Source organism: Sphingobium aquiterrae (assembly GCF_037154135.1).
In the GTDB taxonomy this organism is placed as follows: domain Bacteria; phylum Pseudomonadota; class Alphaproteobacteria; order Sphingomonadales; family Sphingomonadaceae; genus Sphingobium; species Sphingobium aquiterrae.
In genome coordinates this window covers 37,957-59,953 of the sequence record NZ_JBANFL010000015.1, presented here as the reverse complement: position 1 = coordinate 59,953, position 21,997 = coordinate 37,957, and the positions used below count along the sequence as shown (strand labels likewise).

Annotated in this window: 19 protein-coding genes and 1 pseudogene; 13 read left to right on the top strand and 7 right to left on the bottom strand. The window is 61.0% G+C overall.

Annotation, left to right across the window (positions count from 1 at the left end):
* Window positions 1-6 precede the first annotated feature (6 nt).
* The 5 genes from WFP78_RS16215 to WFP78_RS16195 all read left to right on the top strand — a co-directional run bounded on the left by WFP78_RS16215 (window position 7) and on the right by WFP78_RS16195 (window position 5,370).
* A complete protein-coding gene (locus tag WFP78_RS16215; protein WP_336964590.1) occupies window positions 7-1,398 on the top strand; it encodes an ethanolamine ammonia-lyase subunit EutB in 1,392 nt (463 codons plus the stop codon).
* Window positions 1,395-2,162 carry an ethanolamine ammonia-lyase subunit EutC gene (gene eutC, locus WFP78_RS16210; RefSeq protein ID WP_336964587.1) on the top strand — a complete coding sequence of 256 codons (768 nt, stop codon included), beginning with the start codon at window positions 1,395-1,397 and terminating at the stop codon, window positions 2,160-2,162. Before WFP78_RS16215 ends, eutC begins: the two co-directional genes overlap by 4 nt.
* A gap of 17 nt (window positions 2,163-2,179) precedes the next feature.
* On the top strand, window positions 2,180-2,821 hold the full coding sequence (locus WFP78_RS16205) for an RraA family protein (protein WP_336964584.1): 642 nt from the start codon (window positions 2,180-2,182) through the stop codon (window positions 2,819-2,821).
* 272 nt (window positions 2,822-3,093) lie between these two features.
* Window positions 3,094-4,542, top strand: coding sequence for an alanine/glycine:cation symporter family protein (locus WFP78_RS16200; protein WP_336964581.1), 1,449 nt, complete (start codon window positions 3,094-3,096; stop codon window positions 4,540-4,542).
* Between the two features lie 87 nt (window positions 4,543-4,629).
* Window positions 4,630-5,370: an alpha/beta hydrolase fold domain-containing protein gene (locus WFP78_RS16195; RefSeq protein WP_336964578.1), complete on the top strand. Its 741-nt coding sequence runs from the start codon at window positions 4,630-4,632 to the stop codon at window positions 5,368-5,370.
* 41 nt (window positions 5,371-5,411) lie between these two features.
* Here the strand turns inward: WFP78_RS16195 and WFP78_RS16190 are convergent, their stop codons facing one another.
* Genes WFP78_RS16190 through WFP78_RS16170 form a run of 5 tightly spaced genes read right to left on the bottom strand, consistent with a single transcriptional unit; the run spans window position 5,412 to window position 10,095 of the window.
* Window positions 5,412-6,164: a class II aldolase/adducin family protein gene (locus tag WFP78_RS16190; protein WP_336964575.1), complete on the bottom strand. Its 753-nt coding sequence runs from the start codon at window positions 6,162-6,164 to the stop codon at window positions 5,412-5,414.
* Window positions 6,161-7,366 (bottom strand): MFS transporter, encoded by a 1,206-nt coding sequence (locus tag WFP78_RS16185; protein WP_336964573.1) that lies wholly within the window; start codon window positions 7,364-7,366, stop codon window positions 6,161-6,163. Before WFP78_RS16185 ends, WFP78_RS16190 begins: the two co-directional genes overlap by 4 nt.
* Before the next feature lie 24 nt (window positions 7,367-7,390).
* Window positions 7,391-8,239 (bottom strand): polysaccharide deacetylase family protein, encoded by an 849-nt coding sequence (locus WFP78_RS16180; RefSeq protein ID WP_336964571.1) that lies wholly within the window; start codon window positions 8,237-8,239, stop codon window positions 7,391-7,393.
* Between the two features lie 13 nt (window positions 8,240-8,252).
* Window positions 8,253-9,125: an alpha/beta fold hydrolase gene (locus WFP78_RS16175; protein WP_336964569.1), complete on the bottom strand. Its 873-nt coding sequence runs from the start codon at window positions 9,123-9,125 to the stop codon at window positions 8,253-8,255.
* 52 nt (window positions 9,126-9,177) lie between these two features.
* Window positions 9,178-10,095, bottom strand: coding sequence for an alpha/beta fold hydrolase (locus tag WFP78_RS16170; RefSeq protein ID WP_336964567.1), 918 nt, complete (start codon window positions 10,093-10,095; stop codon window positions 9,178-9,180).
* 230 nt (window positions 10,096-10,325) lie between these two features.
* Here WFP78_RS16170 and WFP78_RS16165 point away from each other — a divergent pair, with 230 nt between their 5' ends.
* The 7 genes and pseudogenes from WFP78_RS16165 (at window position 10,326) to WFP78_RS16140 (ending at window position 16,133) form a co-directional block, all read left to right on the top strand.
* Complete coding sequence (locus WFP78_RS16165; protein ID WP_336964565.1) at window positions 10,326-10,838, top strand: MarR family winged helix-turn-helix transcriptional regulator; 513 nt, start codon at window positions 10,326-10,328, stop codon at window positions 10,836-10,838.
* Between the two features lie 144 nt (window positions 10,839-10,982).
* Window positions 10,983-11,795 (top strand): TauD/TfdA dioxygenase family protein, encoded by an 813-nt coding sequence (locus tag WFP78_RS16160; RefSeq protein WP_336964563.1) that lies wholly within the window; start codon window positions 10,983-10,985, stop codon window positions 11,793-11,795.
* Window positions 11,734-12,588, top strand: coding sequence for an SDR family NAD(P)-dependent oxidoreductase (locus WFP78_RS16155; RefSeq protein ID WP_336964561.1), 855 nt, complete (start codon window positions 11,734-11,736; stop codon window positions 12,586-12,588). Before WFP78_RS16160 ends, WFP78_RS16155 begins: the two co-directional genes overlap by 62 nt.
* Window positions 12,566-13,369, top strand: coding sequence for an SDR family NAD(P)-dependent oxidoreductase (locus WFP78_RS16150; RefSeq protein WP_336964559.1), 804 nt, complete (start codon window positions 12,566-12,568; stop codon window positions 13,367-13,369). The genes WFP78_RS16155 and WFP78_RS16150 overlap by 23 nt, the downstream gene beginning before the upstream one ends.
* An 81-nt stretch (window positions 13,370-13,450) precedes the next feature.
* Window positions 13,451-13,708, top strand: a pseudogene (locus WFP78_RS23460) (Rieske 2Fe-2S domain-containing protein); the annotation flags it as partial.
* Between the two features lie 18 nt (window positions 13,709-13,726).
* On the top strand, window positions 13,727-14,497 hold the full coding sequence (locus WFP78_RS16145) for a hypothetical protein (protein WP_336964556.1): 771 nt from the start codon (window positions 13,727-13,729) through the stop codon (window positions 14,495-14,497).
* An 88-nt stretch (window positions 14,498-14,585) separates the two neighbouring features.
* Window positions 14,586-16,133 carry an acetolactate synthase large subunit gene (locus WFP78_RS16140; protein ID WP_336964554.1) on the top strand — a complete coding sequence of 516 codons (1,548 nt, stop codon included), beginning with the start codon at window positions 14,586-14,588 and terminating at the stop codon, window positions 16,131-16,133.
* A 177-nt stretch (window positions 16,134-16,310) separates the two neighbouring features.
* Here WFP78_RS16140 and WFP78_RS16135 read toward each other — a convergent pair whose 3' ends face one another.
* Window positions 16,311-18,386 carry a formylglycine-generating enzyme family protein gene (locus tag WFP78_RS16135; RefSeq protein ID WP_336964552.1) on the bottom strand — a complete coding sequence of 692 codons (2,076 nt, stop codon included), beginning with the start codon at window positions 18,384-18,386 and terminating at the stop codon, window positions 16,311-16,313.
* A 136-nt stretch (window positions 18,387-18,522) separates the two neighbouring features.
* Entirely contained in the window at window positions 18,523-18,759 is a 237-nt protein-coding gene (locus tag WFP78_RS16130) for a hypothetical protein (protein ID WP_336964549.1), read from the bottom strand.
* 227 nt (window positions 18,760-18,986) lie between these two features.
* On the opposite strand from WFP78_RS16130, the gene WFP78_RS16125 reads away from it, so the two are divergent.
* Entirely contained in the window at window positions 18,987-21,842 is a 2,856-nt protein-coding gene (locus WFP78_RS16125) for a TonB-dependent receptor domain-containing protein (protein WP_336964546.1), read from the top strand.
* The last annotated feature ends 155 nt before the right edge of the window (window positions 21,843-21,997 follow it).

Here is a 21,997-nt window from a genome sequence, read left to right as displayed (position 1 = left end):
GGTGCGATGGTATATTCGGTTGATCTGGGCGGCACGCGCTATCGCTTCGATGCGCTGAAGGACGTGCTGGCCGCGGCCTCGCCCCTGCGGTCGGGCGATGTGCTGGCAGGACTTGCCGCGGACAATGCGGCGACCCGGATCGCGGCGCGCCATGTGCTGGCCGATATTCCGCTCCGCCGGTTTCTGGACGAATGCCTGATCCCCTATGAGGGGGATGAGGTCAGCCGGCTGATCGTGGATGGCCATGATGCCGCCGCCTTTGCCCCGGTCGGGCACATGACCGTCGGCCAGTTGCGCGAATGGCTGCTGGGCGATGCGTGCGACGGTGCCGCCATCGCGGCGATCAGCGATGGCCTGACGCCGGAGATGGTGGCCGCCGTCTCCAAGCTGATGCGCAATCAGGATCTCATCATGGTCGCGGCGAAGATACGGGTCGTCACCCGTTTTCGCAGCACCATCGGCGCGCCGGGCACGCTTGCCGTGCGGTTGCAGCCCAATCACCCGACCGACGATCCGGCGGGGATCGCCGCTTCGATCCTGGATGGGCTGCTCATGGGCTGCGGGGATGCCGTCATCGGCATCAATCCCGCCACGGACAATGTCGCGGCGGCCAAGACCCTGCTCCACCTGATCGACGATCTGCGCCTGTCCTATGACATCCCGACGCAAAGCTGCGTGCTCACCCATGTCACCAACAGCATCCAGGCGATCGAGCAGGGCGCGCCGGTCGACCTGGTCTTCCAGTCGATTGCCGGCAGCGAGGCCGCCAATCGCGGCTTCGGCGTCGATCTCGCCATCCTCCGCGAAGCGCGGGACGCGGCGCTTTCCCTGCGGCGCGGCAGCATTGGCGACAATGTGATGTATTTCGAAACCGGGCAGGGGGCGGCGCTTTCGGCCAACGCCCATCACGGCATCGACCAGCAGACCATGGAAGTGCGCGCCTATGCCGTGGCCCGCGCCTTCCGCCCGCTGCTGGTGAACACGGTGGTGGGCTTCATCGGCCCGGAATATCTTTTCGACGGCAAGCAGATCGTGCGCGCGGGCCTTGAGGATCATTTCTGCGGCAAGCTGATGGGCCTGCCGATGGGGGTGGACGTCTGCTACACCAATCATGCCGAAGCGGACCAGGATGATATGGATGTCCTGCTCACCCTGCTGGGCGTGGCGGGCGTGAATTTCTTGATCGGCGTGCCGGGCGCCGACGACATCATGTTGAATTACCAATCCACCAGCTTTCACGACACGCTCTATGCCCGCCGCGTGCTGGGCCTGCGCCCCGCGCCCGAATTCGACGCCTGGCTGTCGAAAATGGGCTTGCAGGATGAACAGGGGGTGCTGCGGAACATCCCGCTCGATGGCGCGCAATCGCCCCTGGCCTTGCCGCCGGTGCTGCAATGACGGACGCCGCCACGCCTGCCCTCAAGGCCCGGCTGGCGATGCTGACCCAGGCGCGTATCGGTCTGGGGCGGGTCGGGGCGGGGCTGCCCAACCGGGCGATGCTGGATTTCCAGATGGCGCACGCGCTGGCCCGCGATGCGGTTCATGCCGGGCTGGATACGCAGCGGCTGATCGATGGCCTTTCGCCCGGCGCCATCGCGGTTTCGAGCGCGGCGGTCGACCGGCCGACCTATCTTCAGCGCCCCGATCTTGGCCGGCGGCTGGACGGCCCGTCGGCGGACCGGCTTGCCGCGATCGCTGCCGAAGGGCCTTTCGATCTGGCCATCGTCGTGGCGGACGGGCTGTCTTCGATGGCCGTGATGGCGCATGCCGCCGCGGTCGCGAATGCCCTGCGCGCCCAGTTGCCGCTATGGTCGATCGCGCCCGATATCGTCGCCCATCAGGGGCGGGTCGCGCTGGGGGACGATATCGGCGCGCGGATCGGCGCGCGAATGGTCGTGGTGCTGATCGGCGAGCGGCCGGGGCTCAGCGCCTTCGACAGTCTGGGCGCCTATATCACATGGCGGCCCGCGCCTGAGCGCATGGACAGCGAGCGGAACTGCGTCTCCAACATCCGTCCGCCGCACGGCCTCTCGCATCAGGCGGCGGCGGGGAAGATCGCCTGGCTGTTGCGCCGCGCGAGGGCGCTCGAACTGACCGGCATCGCGCTCAAGGACGAGCAATCGAGCGACAGGCTCACGGCATTTCACGGAGAACCCGGCTGATGTTGCGGATCAACCCTATGCCACAGCCATTGCCCCAGCATGTCGTGGCGCTGCTCGCGCACGTGGAAACGGCCACGATCGGCCATGTGCTGCATGGCGGGTTCCTCGATCCTGCCATCCGCGCGGTGAATGCGGATGCGCGTGTCGCAGGCACGGCCGTCACCGTGCGGATCGCCGGCGCGGATTCCACGCTGTTGCATCATGCCGTAAGCATTGCCCGCCCGGGGGACATTCTCGTCATCGATCGGTGCGGCGATACCCGGCATGCCTGCTGGGGCGGAGTGACGACCAATGCGGCGCATCTTGCCGGGGTCGCGGCGATCGTGATCGACGGCCCGGCTACCGATTTCGGGGAAATCAGGCGGGTCGGATTGCCGGTCTGGTGCCGGGGCGCCACGCCGCTGACGACGAAATTCCTCAATCTTGGCGGTGCGATGAATGTGCCCGTGTCGGTCGGCGGCGTGACCGTCTGCCCCGGAGACGCGATCCTGGCGGATGAGAGCGGCGTTGTCGTGCTGCCGCCGGACATGGCAGAGGCCCTGGCCCGGCGTGCCATCGCCATGCAATCCGCCGAGATCGATATCCTGCAACGGCTCCGCAATGGAGAGCGGCTTGCGGACATATCGGGCGCCAGCGCGCTCATCGCCGGGATGATGTGATCTGCCGCTGCCGCTGCGTCGGCTGTCCACGAAACAGGCGCCCGGTTTTGTCATGCTGGGCCGAAATGCGGCGCATTTGGGCCGACGTCTGGCTTCGATCGGGCGATCTTCATAGCGTCGCGGGCATCAGGCTTGGCGATCAACGCGCCAACATCCCGCCACGCATGGAGGACGCGACCAATGTTTCGATCGGAACGCAAGCACCCCGGTTTTTCTGATCCCCTGAACGAGGATCGACATGATCCTCGCATCATGTTCGATAAGGCCGCGTGATGCTGGATATCATTCCTGCTGCGGCCCATGCCCTGTCGTCCCTTGTGTTCGCCGAAATCGAGATCTTCCAGGTCCGCTTCCCGCTCATCGTGATCTGGCTGGCGTCCGCGATGCTGTTTTTCACGATCCGCCTGAAATGCATCAATATTCGCGGCTTTGCCTTTGCCGTCGGCATCCTGCTCGGTCGTCATCGGGAAAAGGATGCGCCGGGAGAAATGTCGCATTTCCAGGCACTTTCGACCGCTCTTTCCGGCACGCTTGGCCTGGGGAACATCGCCGGCGTCGCCATCGGGATCGCCATGGGCGGTCCGGGCGCGGTCTTCTGGATGATTGTCGGTGGCCTGTTTGCGATGAGCCTCAAGTTCGCCGAGGTTCTGCTTGCCGTCAAATACCGCACCATCCTGTCCAACGGCCGCTATTCCGGCGGCCCGATGTGGATGCTGCGCAATGGTCTTGCTGCCCGGGGCATGCCACGGCTGGGCAAGATATTGGGCATGATCTATGCGATCTTCGCCCTGTTCGCCTTCATCCAGGTCGTGCAGGTCAACCAGTCCTATTCGCAGATCAGGATCGTGCTCGGGCTGGGCGGCGGCATGGAGCCGGCTTTGATTTACGGGCTTGTCATCGCCGGTGCGACGGCGATCGTGCTGATCGGCGGCGTGGCCGTGCTCGCCCGGGTGACGTCCCGCCTGGTGCCGGTGATGTGCGCCTTTTACATGCTTGGCATCGCGATCATCCTGGTCCTGCATGCGGACAAGATCCCCTCCACCCTGCTGCTGATCGTGACCGAGGCTTTCGCGCCCACGGCGGTAGCGGGCGGCTTTCTTGCGACCATGGTCGTTGGCCTTCGGCGCGCGGCCTTTTCCAACGAGGCGGGCATCGGCCCTGCCGCCATCGCCCATGCCGTCGCGAAGACGCGGGAGCCGGCATCGGAGGGCTTCGTCGCCCTGCTTGAGCCATTTCTGGATACCGTGGTGATCTGCACCGCGACCGCGCTGGCGATCCTGGTGACGGGCAGCTGGCGACTGGGATATAATGATATCGCCATGACCTCTGCCGCGTTCGAGACGGCCGGGTCCTGGTTCCCGGCGCTTCTGGCCATCGCGGTGTGCCTCTTTGCCTTCTCCACCATATTGGCGGTGGGCTATTATGGCTTGCAGGTCTGGGCCTATCTTGTCGGTCCATCGAAGTGGAAGGACCGGGCCTATCTGATCTTCTTCTGCGCGACGCTTCCGATCGGTGCGCTGGTCGATGTTTCGACCGTCACGAACCTTGCCGACAGTTTCTTTTTCCTGCTGGCCGTGCCGAATATCATCGGATTGTACATATTGTCCGGTGAGGTCCGCGATGACGGCGAACGGTATTTTGCGGCAAGGCGAGATATTGGCCGGGTCGACACGACAGGGCCGGCAGCATTGCCGGCATGGCCCCGTAGAGCAAGTGACTGATCCGGGGTCGCAAGCAATCACCCGACCATCCGGCTAGTCGGTGGTAACGCCCGGCAGGACCGGGGGCTTGCAGTCGGATCTCAGAAAATGCTCACCAAATCAGCCGCGGATGTCGATATCGCCCGCTTCGTCCGTGCTTTGCTGGATGGCACGGCCGCACATCCCGATTTCGCCACACTGGAGTTTCCCGAGCAGCGTCATATCCTTGCGGATGTGCGTCGCCCATGGCGGATGGGTGGGCCGGATGTTCCCCATGTGGATCGCGGGGTGACGGTTGGACGCGGCGAAGTGCGCGTGCGTATTTTTCGTCCACATGGCGCGGCGACTTTCAGCCCCGCGCTCATCTATATGCATGGCGGCGGCTTCGTCTATTTCGGGCTCGATACTCATGACCGCCTGATGCGCGAACTGACTGCGAGGAGCGGCAGCAAGGCGGCCTTCCCATGGTCCGGTCTTGGCCCGGTGGACGATCTGCCCGCTTATGATCTTGTCAACCTCGGCATCGGCCTTGAGAAGGAGAAGTGGAGCGTGACGGCCTATATCGATAATCTCTTCGATGAGGTCTATTGGCAAGGCTCGCAACTCAGCTACAGCACCCGTGGCGCCATTGTGCCCTATACGCCCGCATGTTCGGACTTCGGTTGCGCACCCGGCTCTATGGGAGCAGCGCCGCCTCATGGCCGGTTCGGGCTGCGGCCCTTCGTGCAAGTGGTCGGAAAGCGGACTGAACGGTGGTCTTTCGATGGCCTGGCGAAACCCGCCGGCCTGAATTCGGCAGGGTGGTCGCCTTTCAGCCCTGCGGCTGTTCGCGGTTCAGGCTCTGCCTGAACCGAAAGGCGATTGGTCTCGATGGGCCTATATGATCGCGCTTACTGGGCGTATCCGGGCAGCTTGCGGTCGAGCATCCGCAAACAGCCTTCCCAGGCATTGTCCCAGATCGGCGCCGTCGGGCCGTCGGTCTGGCGCCGAACCGCCTCCTGGGCGGATCGAGGTGCCATGAGGACACCATCCCGCCCCGCTGTAAGCGCCAACACCTGCTGGGAACAGGCGCGTTCGAGATATTGCATGCCGACAATGGCTTCTGCTGGAGTCGACCCCAGCGCGAGGGTCCCGTGATTGCGCAGCAGCATCAGCGATTTGCTGCCCAGATCCGCGACGATCCGTGCGCGCTCATCCGTATCGAGCGCGATGCCTTCAAAATCATGATAGGCGAGCTTCGGGAGCACGATCAGCGCATGCTGGGTCAGCGGCAGGAGCCCTTCCTTTTGCGCGGAGACAGCGACCCCGGCATCGGTGTGCAGATGGATGATGAAATGCGCGTCGGGGCGGGCGGCATGGATCGCCGAGTGGATGACGAAGCCTGCCCGGTTGACCGGGCCCGCGCCGCCATCGAGGATCGCGCCCTCAATATCCACCTTGATCAGCGACGATGCCGTCATCTCCTCAAAGAAATGACCATAGGGATTGATGAGGAAGGCTGGAGTCGACCCTGGCACACGCGCAGAGATGTGCGTGAAGATCATGTCGTCCCAGCCGTAGAGCGCGACCAGCCGATACAATGCCGCGAGCGAAACCCTTGTCTCCCATTCCACGTCGGCGGTGGTGGATTGCATGCTGATCATATGACGACCGTCTCCCGATTTTCCGCCGCTGCCTTCGATGTCCCGGGCAGACTTCCCGAAATCGGAACGAGGAGGAGGATCAGGATCGCCGTCACCGCGATATAGGCGAGAACGCCATACCACCCGAAGGCGTCCTGGGTTGTAAGGATCAGCGGGGTCGCGATCACGAGGCCCACAAACGAAAGCTGGTTGAAGATGCCACTGGTCGAGCTGGCGCTATGCGTTCCTCGAACATGCGGCAACATGGCCATCATGAGAGCGGTGAAGCAGCCGGTGGAAAACTGGAAGATCAACATGCCGATGATGGCGAGTTTCCAGCCGCTTTGCGGGAACATGTAGATGGCGCCGCCGGCAATCAGGGCCACCGTGCCGATGGCGCCGACCAGCAGGCTACGCCACCCGCGATTGAGCAGATAGCCCGTGATGAAGCTGCCACAGCTGTCCGGAAAGGTCGAAAGGCTGCTGAACATCGCGGTCATCGCGATGGGCAAGCCAAAAGCCGTCTTGAAATAGAGCGGGATGATCGTCGCCGTGCCTGACTGCAGGACCGCCAGCACCCCAAAGGCCAGGCCCAGCCGCAACGGCTTGGGCGCGAAGATCACGGAGAAGCTTTGACGGAACGACTCCGGCTTCTCGTCTGCGATGTGTGGAGGGAATGATAGTGCCAGTAGAAAGGCGACGGCCTGAAGCACGGCTGTACCGAGGAAAACCCAGCGCCAATGCTCTCCCCCGGCAACCGACGAGGCGTTGATCACGCCGAACTGGAAGCCGATGGGAATGCTGGTTGCCCACAATGTCAGCGCCGTCGTGCGGCGTCTTCCCTCAGTTGTTCGCATGAGGAGCATCAGCCCGGCCACCGCAAAGGCAATGCAGGTCACGCCGTCCAGGGCCCGCGAAGCGATCAGCCATCCAATATTCGGCGCGATCCAGGCGGCGAGGTTGGCAACAATGCTCAACAGCGCACAACCCGCCAGAACGGGCTTGTCACCCAGTCGGTTGATGATGGTCCCCGCTGGGAGCGCGCCCACGGCACCCATGACGGCCAGCACCGACATCACCAGGCCTGCGGTTGCCGAAGAGACGCCAAAGGCGAGCTTTATGTCGGGGAGGATCGGGACCATTTTCCCGAAACCGGCGCTCGACAATATGCCGAACAGGTAAATCGCAAAGATCGAGGGCCAGCTTCCGGGACGCAAACGCATTCACGAACTCCTGTATCGACGGTGTCAGGCGGCAGTAAAATCCGGATGGTCGTGGCTTCGCACCCAGTTGGCAACATCCTTCCGTCGCGCGAACCAGACCCCTTCATGCTGCTGGGCATAGCTGATCATGCGACGGATGGTTGGAATGAGGGTGGGGCGCCCGGCCATGTGCCCGTGCAGGGTGATGTCGATGATCTTGGGACGTCCGGCGGCACCTTCCGCGTACAGTGTATCGAACGTGTCCTTGAAATTCTCCCAGATGACCGATGGCGGATTGCGGGCAAGGGCCCACATATTCAGATCGTTCATGGGAAGACCGGCGCGCGGGAAGATGACGAGGTCGCCATGCCCGGTCGAATGCAGGAATGGAATGTCGTCGCTCGCGTCGTCGGCGTTCCACGCATAGCCTTCCTGGGCAAGCAGGCGATTGGTGTTGCTCGTGCCTGTCAGGCCGACACTGATCCATCCCGCCGGCCTCTCGCCGGCGATCTCTGTCAGCACCCTGGTGCAGCGACGGATCTCTTCCAGCTCTCCCTCGGGATCATCCTCGCGCATCCTGATATCGTTCTGCCAGCCATGGCCACTGATCTCAAAGCCTTGGGCAATGGCTGCCTCGACCACCTTGGGATGCTGTTCGGCGGCAAGTCCGTTTGTGGACATGGTTGCCGTGACGCCGAGTTCGCCAAGCAGGTCGAAAATCCGCCACATCCCTGCCTTCCATCCATAGTCGCCATAAGACAGTGAGAAGGGATCGCGGATGCCCGGCTGGAAATGGGTGTACTGGCTCTGGACCGTGAAGGATTCGAAGGCCAACCCGATGTTGAAGACGAGACGTTCGTTCTTGGGGAGAGACCAGTTGCGGGGATAGGGCATCAAGGACTCCAGCTCAGGCGTAACGATATTGGGGCTCGGTCATGGCCAGCCCCTGGTGGAATGCGCGAATGAGGCGTTGAAAGCGCTTCGGATGTTCGCGGAAGATGAAATTGCCGGATCGATTGACGAGGTGGTATTGCGCTTCAGGCTGTGACTTGCCGATGGTCTGGAAGAGCACGAGACCGTGCGCCGGCGTGGTCAGGGGGTCTTCCGCGGCCCAGATGACCTGTAGCGGGACTGGAAACCGGGCATCCCGCGCCAGCGCCCACAATTTGCTCTTCGTCCGGCTGAGGCTGGCGCTGAACAGCGCGCGCGCTGCTGGATTCGCCATTGCCTTCCGTGCCGCGATCGGCCCGGGTTGCTGCGCAGCGAACACGCAATTGTCCAGCAATGCGGCGTCGATATGGCCAGGCGTGAAGGAAATGCGCTCAAGCGCCCAACGCTGCGAGGCGGGACTCCAGAAGGGGGGCGGTGGATCCAGAAAGACGAGGTCATCGACCCAATCGCCGATCGGCGCGGCTGCGGCGCTGGCGACAACGCTCACGGAGGCGACCCGGTCTGGCGCGTTCATGGCGATCCACAGACCGACCAGGCCGCCGAGATCGTGCCCGACGATATGCACGCGGCCTACGCCAAGGGCTTCCAGGGTGGCCAGGGCATGCGCGCCGATATCGTCGATCGTAAGGGGCTCCTCATCGGTCTTGAAGCCTGTGCTACCGCTTCCGAGCAGGTCGATGGCGAGCACGCGATTATCGGTGCCGAAGCCTTCAAGCATCCCCTGCCACAGATGCGCCCCACCGCAATAGGGCGATATGCCGGGGATGGCGCCATGGAGGAAGAGGGTTGGCGTATCGCCCGCACCGCCAGTGATGACATGCGTCGCCACGCCCTGGATTGCGAGAGTTTGATGTTCAAGCAGACTCATCATCGGGGATCCTTCATGCGCTGACGTCGTCGACGAAGCGGGACAGCAACTCGTTGAAGCGTGCGGGATGCTCACGATACGGGAAGTGGCCGCAATGGTTGAACATGCTGATCTCGGTCATGCGCTGATGCGGGCTGATCATCCCGAAAATCTCGAATGCGCCCTGCACCGCGACAGTGCGATCATTGGCGCCCCAGATGATTTCGACAGGCCGCTGGAGCCGGCCCTCGCGCAGCCACTGAAGGGTTTCGCGCTTCTGCCTGGCCAGTTCGGGCAGGAAATAACGATGAGCGAGACCTTCGCGGACCATTTTCTGCACGGCGATTTTTACTTGAGGCTGATTGGCGACCTCGACGGAACGATCAACCCAGTCTTCGGTCACGGCTCGTGGATCGTGGCAATAGCCCTCATAGACCCAACGCGAACTCGCACGCGAATAAGGAGGGTGCGGATTGCCGGCCAGGGTGATCTCATTGGGCGATATCGTCGGGCTGAGCGTCCCGCTGCTCACGATAGTGAGCGACTTGACCAGATGGGGATATTCAAGGGCCACGCGCGTCGCGCAAAAGCCGCCGCGCGAGTGACCGACGAGATGGACACCATTTGCATCGAGCGTTTCAATAAAGGCCGCGGCATGACGGACCACCGCCGCCATCGTGTAATCCTCGTCGCGCAGGGGATTGCCGGTGAAGCCCTGGCCGATCTTGTCGAAAGCCACCACGCGGAACCGGTCGGCAAGCGGGACAAAGTTCAGGTCCCAGGCGTGGGTGCTGCTGCCGGCCTCGGATGAACCAAAGTTGCCGCCAAAGATGAATATAATTGTCTCACCGTTTCCTTCATCGTGGAAGACGGTGTCGATACCTTCGATTGTCCGCCTGCGCGGATTGCGCATCGCGGGCGTCGTGGTTACGCCTAACCCTTCGGTCGACATGCCTAAGTCCCCGTTTGATTCACCTAAGAGCGCCGAAGCGCTTCAGAGTGACAGTTGGCTGATTATCAGTGTGCTGTCAAATTCTGTTTGCGGATGGACGCGCACCATTCGATGGACTGCATGCGGCTATTGAATCTGGCTGTGCTTTGGCGGATGGCTATGTGCGATCAGCACGCGATACGGCATCGCTGCAGCTGCAACAGGGACAAGAAGAAATGGCTCGAAGCGCGATGGCAAAGGCCAAGGAAAAGTTGGAACAGATCCATGGCGGGGAGGGGATACACGTCTTCGATCATGTTCCCGGGCACTTGATTCGCTGTGCACGCCAGATCGCGGTTGCCATTTTCCTGGAGGAACTCGACTCTTTCAACATCACATCGGTCCAATACGCGGCCCTGGTAGCCGTGCGTGCCAATCCCGGTGTCGACCAGCGCACGTTGGGGGATCTGATAGCGATCGACCGTTCCACGATCGGTACATTGCTGGGGCGGCTTGAGGATGCCGGACTCGTTCGGCGCGAAATGCCCAAGCATAATCAGCGGATCAAACAGGTGTGGCTGACAGCCAAGGCTGAGAAATTGCTGGATGAGTCGACCGATGCGATCGAGCGCGTCCAGGAGCGCATCATGGCGCCGCTCAATCCGGAGGAGCAGGCCCTGTTCGTATCTCTCCTCTCACGGCTGGTGACGGGGAATAATGATCTTAGCCGGGCACCGCTCAAGCCGCGCAAGGCGCCGAAATAAGCGGCAGGCATTGCATCGGCATACTGATTGACAGTGTACTGATGTTTGTGCATTGTGATGACGGTGATCTGAGAGAGTCGGATATCCCGTCGCTCGATGCGGGTCACGCAGCCTTGTTGTCGTCTACTCGCACCGGGAGCTTCCATGCCGATCACGTTCACACCTTTGACGAACACATTGGGTGCCGAAGTTCATGGGGTGAACCTGCATGAACCGTTCGATGACGAGACGTCGGCCGTGCTGCGCAAGGGGTTTGACGAATATAATCTGCTCTTGATCCGGGGTGTCGACATTTCGGCGCCCGAACAATCGCGATATGGCGAAGTGTTCGGGCGGATCGAAGTCAGAAAGGGTATCGCGACCGGTGCGGTCGCACAGGAGCCCGGCACTCAATATATCTCGAACACGCGTGCCGATGGCATTCTCGGAGACGGCGAGCTCAAATTCCATCAGGATCATCTCTTCCATGAAGAGCCGCTTCGTGCGCTCATGCTCTATGCCATGGAAATCCCGGATTCCGGCAGCCAGACGAAGTGGCGATCGGGCAATGCGATCTATGAGGCGCTGAGCGCGGATTTGCGCGCACGGGCCGAAGCCGTGAAGTGCCTCCATGTCTTCGATTACGACCGCAAGGATTATTCCGTCGAGGTCGGCTTCTCCAATCTGTCCGCCAATGCCAAGACGGCGCTGCAGCCGCTTGTCTGGCGCAGTCCGGCAACGGGAAAGCCGGCCGTGTGGGTCGTCCGGTTCAGCACTGCCGACTTCGAAGGCGTCTCGCATGGCGAAGGGGAGGCGCTGCTCGACGAGATCTGGCAGGCGGCCGAATCCGTTGAAGAATATGTTCATGAGTGGAAGAGCGGCGACCTGCTGATCTGGAACAATCTCGCGCTCCAGCATGCGCGGATGCCGTTCAATGCGGAAGAGCGCCGTACGCTCCGTCGCACGCCGCTGCTGTAGCATGACCGCCCCCGCGCGCTTCGCTGGCCCGCCATCGCCCCGCATAGCACTGGTCATCGGTGGCGCAGGCGGCATCGGTGCGGCGATATGCCGAAATCTCGCGCGTGTGGGCAATGTCATCGCGGTCGCGGACATCGATGGTGACGCAGCGAATGACGTGGCCCTTTCTCTGGGACATGGATCGCATGCCGGTTTCTCTACCGATGTCAGGCAGGAGGCTGCCGTGGAGGCTTTGTTTGCCTCCGCCGAGGCGGCAATCGGAGATATTGCGATCCTTGTCTATGTCGCGGGCGGTCCATTGGTCGATCCGTCGCAGCCGCAACAGATCGCGCAGACATCGGTCGATAATTGGGAGCAAACCGAAACGCTCAATGCGCGCGGTCTGTTTCTGGCGACACGCGCCTTTTTTCGCAGGCGCGAAGTGCGTCCGGTCGCGCAGGCACGCCTCATCACGATCGGTTCGATGGCGGGCGTTGCCCCTTCGGGCCTCCACACCGGTGTCGCCTATGCCGCCTCGAAGGCCGCTGCGATCAATCTGACGCGATTTGCCGCGCTTGAAGGCGCGCCACTCGGCATCACTGCAAATGCGATAGCACCGGGCACTATCCTGACCGATACCGTCCGCGCCCAGCTGACGCCTGAGCAGATCGCCGCGATCGCCCGCGAGACGCCGGTCGGCCGGATTGGTCGGCCCGAGAATATTGCTGCTGCGGTTGAATTTCTTGCAGCGCCCGATGCCGACTTCATGACCGGGTGCGTGCTGGAGGTGAATGGCGGACGCCACATGGGTTGAGATCGATAAAGGGGAGCTGTGCGTGGGGAATGATCTGTCTGGAGCAGTGGCGCTTGTCACAGGGGGCGCGGCGGGTATCGGCGCCGCGATCGCCGGTGGGCTTGCCAAGCAGGGCGCAAAGGTTGCCGTTGTCGATGTTCAGGCGCCGGCACCCGGCGCCGATGTTGCGAGTTGGGTGGCCGATGTACGCGACTCTTCGGCCGTTGCGCGGGTCTGCACGGAAGTTGCTGCCGCGCTCGGTCCGATCTCGATCCTGGTCAATAATGTCGGCGGTTGTGGCGAGGGGCGCTGTGAGGGAATCGAGGATGTCAGCGATGATGTCTGGAATCTTGTTCTCGACCTCAATCTTGGCAGTACGATGCGCTTCTGCCGGGCGCTGGTGCCGGGCATGCGCGCCCTGGGCACGGGCAGGATCATCAACATCGGCAGTTCGCTGATGCATGGGCTGTTCGGCGGCGTCGGCACCGCGCCGGCGCTTCTGCCATATGTGACGGCCAAAAGCGGAATAGCGGGCCTGACGAAACAGCTTTCCTATGATCTGGGGCCTGCAGGCATCACCGTGAACGCCATCGTGCCCGGTCTGACGCTGCCGGGCCCGGAGGCCAAGATTACCAAGCGTTTCAATGCGCTTCCGCCCGAAGAACAGGCGCGGCTGACGACCGGCATCGCGCGGGGTCGTCTGGGGAGCGGTGACGATATGGTGCATGCGGCGCTTTTCCTGGCCTCGCCTGCGGCTGGCTATATCAGCGGACAACTTATTTCTGTCACAGGTGGTCCGTGATAAAATGAATAATATGTCCGGTAAGTTCTATTAGACGATCTATTTATGAATTAAATTTCTCTATAATTTGGAAAGATCGCAATGTCGTTCGTTTTTAACTCATGGTATGCGGTAGCATGGCGGAATGAGTTGAACGAATTTTCTCTCATATCGAGAACTATTCTTAATATGCCTCTCGTCATATTCATTGATGCTGAGGGGTGTGTTGCCGTATTACGCGATCGGTGTCTGCATCGCTTCGCGCCACTTCACCGCGGCACAGTGGTCCAGACTGGTCTCCAATGTGGATATCATGGTCTGGTGTTCGATCGATCAGGCGCCTGTGTGCATAATCCACAGGGCGCCCGGCTTCGTGGTGTGAGCGTTGCTGCATTTCCTGCGGTCGAAGTCAATGAGTTGATCTGGGTCTGGCTGGGCGCCGTGGAGCGCGCCGACATCGGCAGTATTCCCGATCTTGGCTTCATTTCCCAGGCGCATCCATCCTCGCGAACCCCTGGCTATACATATGTCCGCGCGAATTATGAGCTGCTCAACGACAATATCATGGATCTCGGGCATGTGGACTATCTGCACCCCAATACCCTGGCACAAGGTTCCTTCGCGACGATCCAGCCGAAATGCACTCAGGATGGGGAGCGGGTGTCGATACATTGGGATGTGACCGGCGTTCCGCCCTCACGGCTTAACGCGGCGGTGTTTGGCGACGTGACAAGGATCGACACCTCGACCGAAGTCACCTGGCAAGCGGCCGGAAACATGAGGTTGCGCATTCTCATGCGACCGACGGACGCTCCGGACGCGCCGCCGTTCGTAAGCGAGGCATGTCATCTCATGACGCCTGAGACCGAGACGACGACCCATTATTTCCATTGCGGGGTTCGTAACTTCGCAGTCGATGATGTCGAACTGACCACGGCCCGACGGGCGTTCGCCAGAATAGCTTTCGAGGATGAGGACAAGCCGATGGTCGAGGCTGTTCAGCAGACCATGGGCAGGGATGCGGACTTCCTCACGATGAAGCCTGCGTTGCTTGCGGGTGATGTGGGCGCGATGCGCGTACGTCGCGTGATCCAGCGCCTGCGTGAGGCTGAGCGCACGGCCGGCGCGTCTGTCCCGTCAGATTTCTAACCGGGTCTTACGGCAATATCGCAGCGAAGGCAGGCTGAACCGATACCATAGTGGATTGGGCAATGACGGGCAGGAAAGAGTGGACGAAATGACAATGAGCGGGGCCGATATTCTGTGCGAAGCCCTTGATGCAAACGGGGTCGATACCTGGTTCGCCAATCCCGGCACGTCGGAAATGCATATGGTGGCGGCGCTCGATCGCCGACCGGAGATACGCTGCGTCTTGGGATTATTCGAAGGTGTCGTGACGGGAGCGGCCGATGGCTATGCGCGCATGGCCGGAAAGCCTGCCGCGACTCTGCTCCATTGCGGCCCTGGTCTCGCCAATGGTCTGGCAAATCTCCACAATGCCAGGCGCGCGGCGACGCCGATGATCAACATCGTGGGCGATCACGCCTCCTATCATCTGGAATATGACGCGCCGCTGACCACCGATATCGAGAGCCTTGCGAGGCCCATGTCGCAATGGGTGCGCAGGGTTCAGGATGCGGAGACGATCGCGGAAGATGTCGATGCGGCATGCCGGGCGGCGCGCGGAATGCCCGGTGTCGCAACCCTGATTCTGCCCGCCGACGCCGCCTGGGAAATGACAAGGCGGAAAACGCTGGAGCGATCCATGGAACCCTTGCGGCAGGTTCCCGACGCTGGAATTGAAATGGCGGCAGCCCATTTGCTCTCGGGCAAGAAGGTCATGTTGCTCCTTTCGGGTAATGCCTTGCGCGCGCGCGCGCTATCGCTCGCGGCCGATATATGTGCGCGAACGGGTGCTCGAATGATGGGCGGGGTCGCCAACGGCCGGGTCGAACGGGGTGCCGGACGACCCGCAATCGCCCTGATCCCCTATCCTGTCGATCTCGCGCTGGCCGCGCTCGCCGATGTCGAGGTACTCCTGTGCATCGGCCCACAGGAGCCCGTCGCATTCTTTGCCTATCCGGGAAAGCCGAGCCGGCTTGTGCCGGAGAAATGCGAGGTTGTTCGCCTCGCAGAATTTGGTGACGATCTCGAGGCTTGCCTGGACGCGCTCGCAACCCTGACAGGTGCGAAGCCTGTCTTTGCTGCCCGCCCTGTCCGCAAGCCCGAAATGCCCAGCTCCGGAAAGCTCACGGACGCGGCCGTCGCGGCGATTACCGCACGTTTTCTCCCTGAAGACGCCATCATATGCGAGGAGTCGATCACTTCGGCCCGGCAATTCTGGGGGCTGTCTTCGGACGGCCCCAATCATGATTATCTTCAGCTGACCGGCGGCGCGATCGGTGCCGGGATACCGCTTGCGCTGGGCGCTTCCATCGCATGCCCCGATCGCAAGGTGATATGCCTGCAGGCCGATGGCAGTGGCATGTACACGGCCCAGGGGCTCTGGACGCAGGCACGCGAGCGTTGCAATGTGGTGACGATCATTCTCGCCAATCGGAGCTATGCGGTGCTGCATGGCGAAATGAGCAATGTCGGTATCGCCCATCCCGGCGCGAACGCGCGCAGGATGCTCGATCTCGATGATCCCGCAATCAACTGGGTATCACTGGCGCGCGGCATGGGGGTCGATGCCGAACGCGCGGACACCGTCGAGCGGTTTGCGGTGGTGCTGGAGGCGGCAATGGCCAGGAATGGTCCATTCTTGATCGAGGCCGTTATCTAAAGCAATATCCGAGCCGTTGGGCGATTCCGCCAACGGCTCGGATATTGGGGCATTGAAGAATCGAGAGCGGTTCCGTGTGAACGGAAACCGCTCTAAAGCCGCTTTCCCAGCAGACGATCGGGATCGTCGAAGCCAGCCGCTCGGTCCAGCCGCCAAACCATCGATATCGAGGACGCGTCACGTCGCGTCGGCAACGCAACGGAAGCCGATCGTGCCAGACCGATCGCGGGATGGCGCGATCAACAGGAGTTTGCCATGTTGATCGAGTCGCGGGGCATTTGGAAAATACCAGATGCTGCCGCGCGGCGTATAATAGCTGCCTCCCCGGATGATCGCGGCGCGGCTATGCTCGTCGCTATATTCATCGGTCAATTGCCAGACATTGCCGACCATCCCGAATACGCCGAAAGGGCTTGCTCCGCCAGCATGCGCATCCACCGGCGCGGGGGATGTCAGCGCCCGACCGTCCACAGGTTCAGGTGCGCGGGCTGGGTCCCATTCATTACCCCAGGGGAAAAGGCGTCCGTCAACGCCCTGCGCGGCATATTGCCATTCCCATTCATGTGGCAGCCGCTTGCCGGCCCATGACGCATAGGCGCGAGCATCTTCCAGTGACACCCAAATGACTGGCCGGTTCCCCAGCTTTTCGGGAAAGGAGCCATTCGTCCAGTGTTTCAGGAAATTGACGGGATCGGCGGGCTTATAGCCCGTCGCATCGAGAAACGCCTTGAACTGTGCGTTGGTGACAAGCGTGCGATCGATATAGAAGCGTTTGATATCGATGGTTTTCCGGTGGAAGCGCCGCGGCGTTTTCTCCCAGGGATATGCGATATCGACCCCGACATCGTTTGAGCCTTCTATTTCCACGCCACGCACCGCAAAATCAAAGCGGGCCGCCGGGATTTCGATCATGTCCCTTGGTGCCTCGGCATAGGCCCTGGTAGGGGCTATCGGCATCTGCGTTTGCGGTAGCGGGCGCCAATCGGCATCGAAGGACGATAGCGGCTTTCGCGTCATCGCTTGCATCGTCGACATCAGGCGCAAGATGCCCGGATCGATTGCGGTCTCGCTGGCCAGTATCGCGCCAAAGCCCTTGCCCTCCATGGGAAAGGACAGGGTTACATGATTGCCCCCGAGCACGCCGCTCAGTTCGACACCGTGATACAGGTCATAGAAGCGCATGCCGGGTTTCGCAGGCACGACCATCTGGGCGCCCGCGCTTTCATAGTCATTCCGGTTGATAACGGTCCACAGAACCTGTCCGTCATGTTCCCACTGGCTCGCAAATATGCCAAACTGGAGCATGGGGTAAAAAGGCCGCCATTCCCCTTGCGTCAGGAACGGCGCCGTCGCTCGCTGGATCGTCGCCATGCGCCGCGTCGCCTCGCCGTCGCGCGGCGTAATGCCGTTCCAGATGCCCCAGACATTCTCCCAGCTTTCCCAGCCCGACCCGTTGAAGAAGGCGAACTGAAGGTTGTCGCTCTTGGCCCGGGCCCAGCGGTCTGAGACATTGACCATATGTCGCCGTTCGAGCCAGCGATAGCGGTCGATCTTGGGCACGAAATCGTAGCTGTACTGCCCCCAGGACATGACATTCCAACTCAGTGCTTCATCGGCGAAAGGCAGCTCGGGCTGGAAAGCCAGCGGCTTGCCCAGCCGCTCGGCTGCCATCGGCCAGCCCGGAGGAACGCCGGCCTGGGTGTCGCCATTGACCCCGTCCGCGCCCAGATCCTGTAACAGCTTGACCACATTGTCAGGCAAGGTCCCCAGTTCGCGTACGCCACGATCCCAGAGCATATAGGGGAAGAGCACGCGTACACCGCGCCGGTGAAAATCGGCGACCATTGCCTTGATACCTGCTGCGCCGCCGGGCATCGACAGCAGCATGTCGAGTTGGTTGCGATCGTCCACGCCGATATTGGGATAGGAGGGCCAGAGCAGCACTGCGTCTATTCCGCCATAGCGGTCTTTCAAGTCGTCCAGGAAGCGATCCACTGTCCAGCGGCGTGCGATCGGATCATAGAGGTAGCGATCTTCCATCATCGCCTGGGTCTGGATGAATGCACTCCGGGTCCAGGCCAGCGCAGCTTCGCGATAATGGCGATCATCGAAAGCAATGCGATCCCGCTGCTCGTCGCGCCATGCTTTCACTCCGTCGTACCACCGGTCATAATCGGCCTGCGAGCATCCGGCCCAGCGTGCGGCGGTGAACGGCCCATCCACTGCCAGGCATGCCGGTCCGCTGATCATCATTTGCTTGAATGGCGGTGGCGTGACCAACTGCCCGTTCAATGGCGCCGCAGTGATTGCGGCGAGCAGGCCGGCTGCTCTCATCCATCTTCGCGACAGTCGCCGACCCTGCGTGCATAAGTTCGTCATGCCATCTCTTTCACAAATCGACATCGGGAAGGGAGAAACGCCGATGCAAGCCTGACCAGTCGCGATTCGTCAGTAGACTGTCAAATGTCCGATGCCTTGAAAACAGGTGGAAACGCCCCTGTGTCAAGCGCTGTTTTTTGATCTTGACAGTATACTGACGATTCGGCAGGCTCGCAGCGTCAATTTGATTTTCCTTCAACATATTTTCTGGCTGCACATGGTCGTGCGGCTCGGCGGAGGTCGTCATTCTCGGTGCTATCGCTTCCGCGTTCGGCGCAAATTGACCGTGTACTGATTGTCAAGGCGGGGAGGCTCGGGGAACAGGCAATGCACGCTTGTTCACAGGATATCTCTGCGAATATTTCAGGGGGAAAAACGATGCGAAGTCTATTCACTACAACGTCGATACTGGCCGCAGCTGCGCAACTCGTTGCTACAGGGGTAGCCCATGCGCAGACTCCACCTGAGTCCATCATGGCAAATGGCGAGAATAAGGATGCGGACATCGTTGTTACCGGCACGCTGATTCGCGGGTCGGCCGAAAACGCCGCACTTCCCGTTGCAGTGATCAGTGCCGATACGCTGCAGAAGCGCGGGACGCCTTCGATGTTGGATATCATAAAAACCCTGCCATCGGTCGGTCAGGTTCAAGGTGAGAGCAACGCTTTCTCGGTCAGCGCGCAGCAGCAGGTTGGCGCCGGCTCGATCAATTTGCGCGGCCTGGGTGGCGAACGGACGCTCGTCTTGCTGAACGGGCGACGGATAGTCGCTTCCCCTGGCCAGGGCAGCCAGGGCGTTGACACGAATTTGATGCCTTTGTCGGCGATTGGCCGCATTGAAATCCTGAAGGACGGCGCTGCGGCGACCTATGGTTCGGATGCCATTGGCGGTGTCGTGAACCTGATTACCCGAACCGACCTCCATGGTTTCGACGTATCGGCCAATTACCGCTATGTCCCTGACACAGACGGCGACTACAGCGCGAGTGTCGCCTATGGCTGGTCAAACGACACCGTGCGTGCCTTCATTTCGGCCGGGTATCAGCATCGGTCAGAGCTTGCGTCCGTCGACCGAGATTGGGCAAACCTTCCCTACACGACCAATCCGGCGCCCTGGGGGCCGCTGTCCAATCCCGGCGTGTTCCTGATCACCGGTGCCGGAGGCGCGCCGTTGGGACCGCCGGTTCGCGACGCAAACTGTGCTGAGACTGGCGGATATGCCGGTTATTCGAACACGCTGCCGGTCTGTTATCACACTGCCATCCCGTTCGATAATCTGGTCGAGGACGAGAACAAATATCAGATCTACGGCGATGCCGATGTCGATTTGGGCAGCGACAGCAAGCTGCATGTCGAAGGGCTGTATGCGCGCAGCGACTTGCCGCATATGCGCTTTTCTCCATCCTATCCGCCGATTGTCGGGCCCAATGGTCCGGGCAGCGCCTTTACTATTCCAAGCAGTAACCCAGGCTTCAATAATTTCCTGACACAGACCGGCAATGCTGCTCTGATAGGAACTGCGACCGGTGCGAATACTATCCTGTGGCGTGCCTTCGGAAATGGTGGGAACCCTTCAACCGACGGGCTCGGGGGTAACATCGGCTACCGCAAGCGCGATCTGTATCGCGTTTCCGCCAATATTGACGGAAAGATCACCGATTCGATCAATTATAACGTCGGTGTTTCTTATTCGAACGAGAAATATGATTCGAGTGCGCCAGATATACTCATTTATCGTCTGCAAAACGCTCTGAATGGCTTTGGTGGTCCGAACTGTTCGGGCACGGTGGCTGGTGCCAACGGATGCCAATATCTCAATCCGTTTTCCAATGCCTACGCCTCCAACCCGGCCCTTGGTCTGACCAATCCTGGCTTTGCATCCACCGTCGCCAATGATCCGGCGCTGGTGAATTGGTTGTTCAACGATCAGCGGATTGTTCAGGAACAGTCGTTGCTGGTATTCGATGCGTTGCTGAGCGGGAAGCTGGGCATCAGCCTGCCGGGCGGCGATATCGGATGGGCAGTCGGTGGCCAATATCGCAAGGGTGCGTTCCATTCGCGGACGGACAATTTCTCGAACCAGTATATTACACCCTGTATCAATCCGGGCAATATGTCCTGTACTTTGAGGACGGGACCATATCAGTTCTTCGGTCCGATCGTACCGCTCGATGTCAGTGAAGAAATCTACGCAGCCTTTGGCGAGTTGAGTTTGCCGGTAACATCTCGCCTGAATGGTCAATTGGCCATTCGCTATGAGGATTATGGTGGCGGAACGGGGTCTACGGTGAATCCGAAGTTCGCGCTGAAATGGCAGGCGATCGATGGTTTGGCGCTCCGCGGATCGGTCGGCACGACATTCCGCGGTCCCTCAATGGCGGAACGCGCGGCCTCCGGCACACAGAGCAGCATCGGCCTCGCCGTCGCTGGCGGCGTATTCAAGGCGGTGGAAAATCGGGGGAACCCGGACATCCAACCGGAAACCGCCTTCACCTACAGCCTGGGCGCGATCGTCGAGACGGGCGGCTTCCATTTCTCCGTGGACTATTGGAGTTACAAGCTGAAGGATCTGATCGTCCGCACACCGCCGGACGTGATCGCCTCGGCTGTTGCCGGTGCCGGCACCGGCACGCAATTTGTGAACTGCGCCAGCCCGCTGGCCTCGCTGATCACTTTTGCCGGCAATGTCTGTAGCCAGGGCGTGACGCGTGCCAACGACATCGCGATCATCCAGTCGGATCTCGTCAATGGCCCTACCACGAATACAAGTGGCCTTGATTTCGCAGCGAGCATGAAGTTCAATGACATCGGCAGTGGAAAGCTCACGCTGGCGACGAATGCCAGTGTTGTCCTGAAGTATCATATCAATGATTTCTTGAACAATGGCGTGCTCATCTCAAAAGGATATGATGCCGTTGGCTATGCCAACTATGATCGGCTTCCCGGCACTATTGCGCGCTGGCGCGGCAACGCCTCGATCGAATATGCGACCGGTCCGCACACCTTCCGCTTGGCGGCCTATTATGTCGCGGGTGTGAAGGATAACCGTATCCCCGTCTATGTGCAGACTGGTCCCGTGACGTCACCATGCATAGCAGGAACGACAGCGCCCAATTGCAAGCTCGTCACATTCGGGCAGAAGGTGGCCGCCTTTACCAGCATCGACGCCAATTATCAGGTGGAACTCTTTTCCGGGACGACACTCAACGTCACGGTGCTGAACCTGTTCGACAAGGACCCTTCCGGCGCACGTCAGTCTCTAAGCTATGATCCCGCCATCGGCATTCCCGAAGGTCGCTCTTTCAAGATCGGTGTACGCTACACTTTCTAATATGATCGGAAGACAAATATTGGGGCGGGGTCTTGCGATTCCGCCCTTTTGCTTGCGCAGTCGGACTGCTTGGGCCTGTTTGGGGGGCGTTGCAGATGCCGGAAGACGTGCCAAAGCGGCTCGACGCCACCACGATGTTCTTCGACATGCTGCGG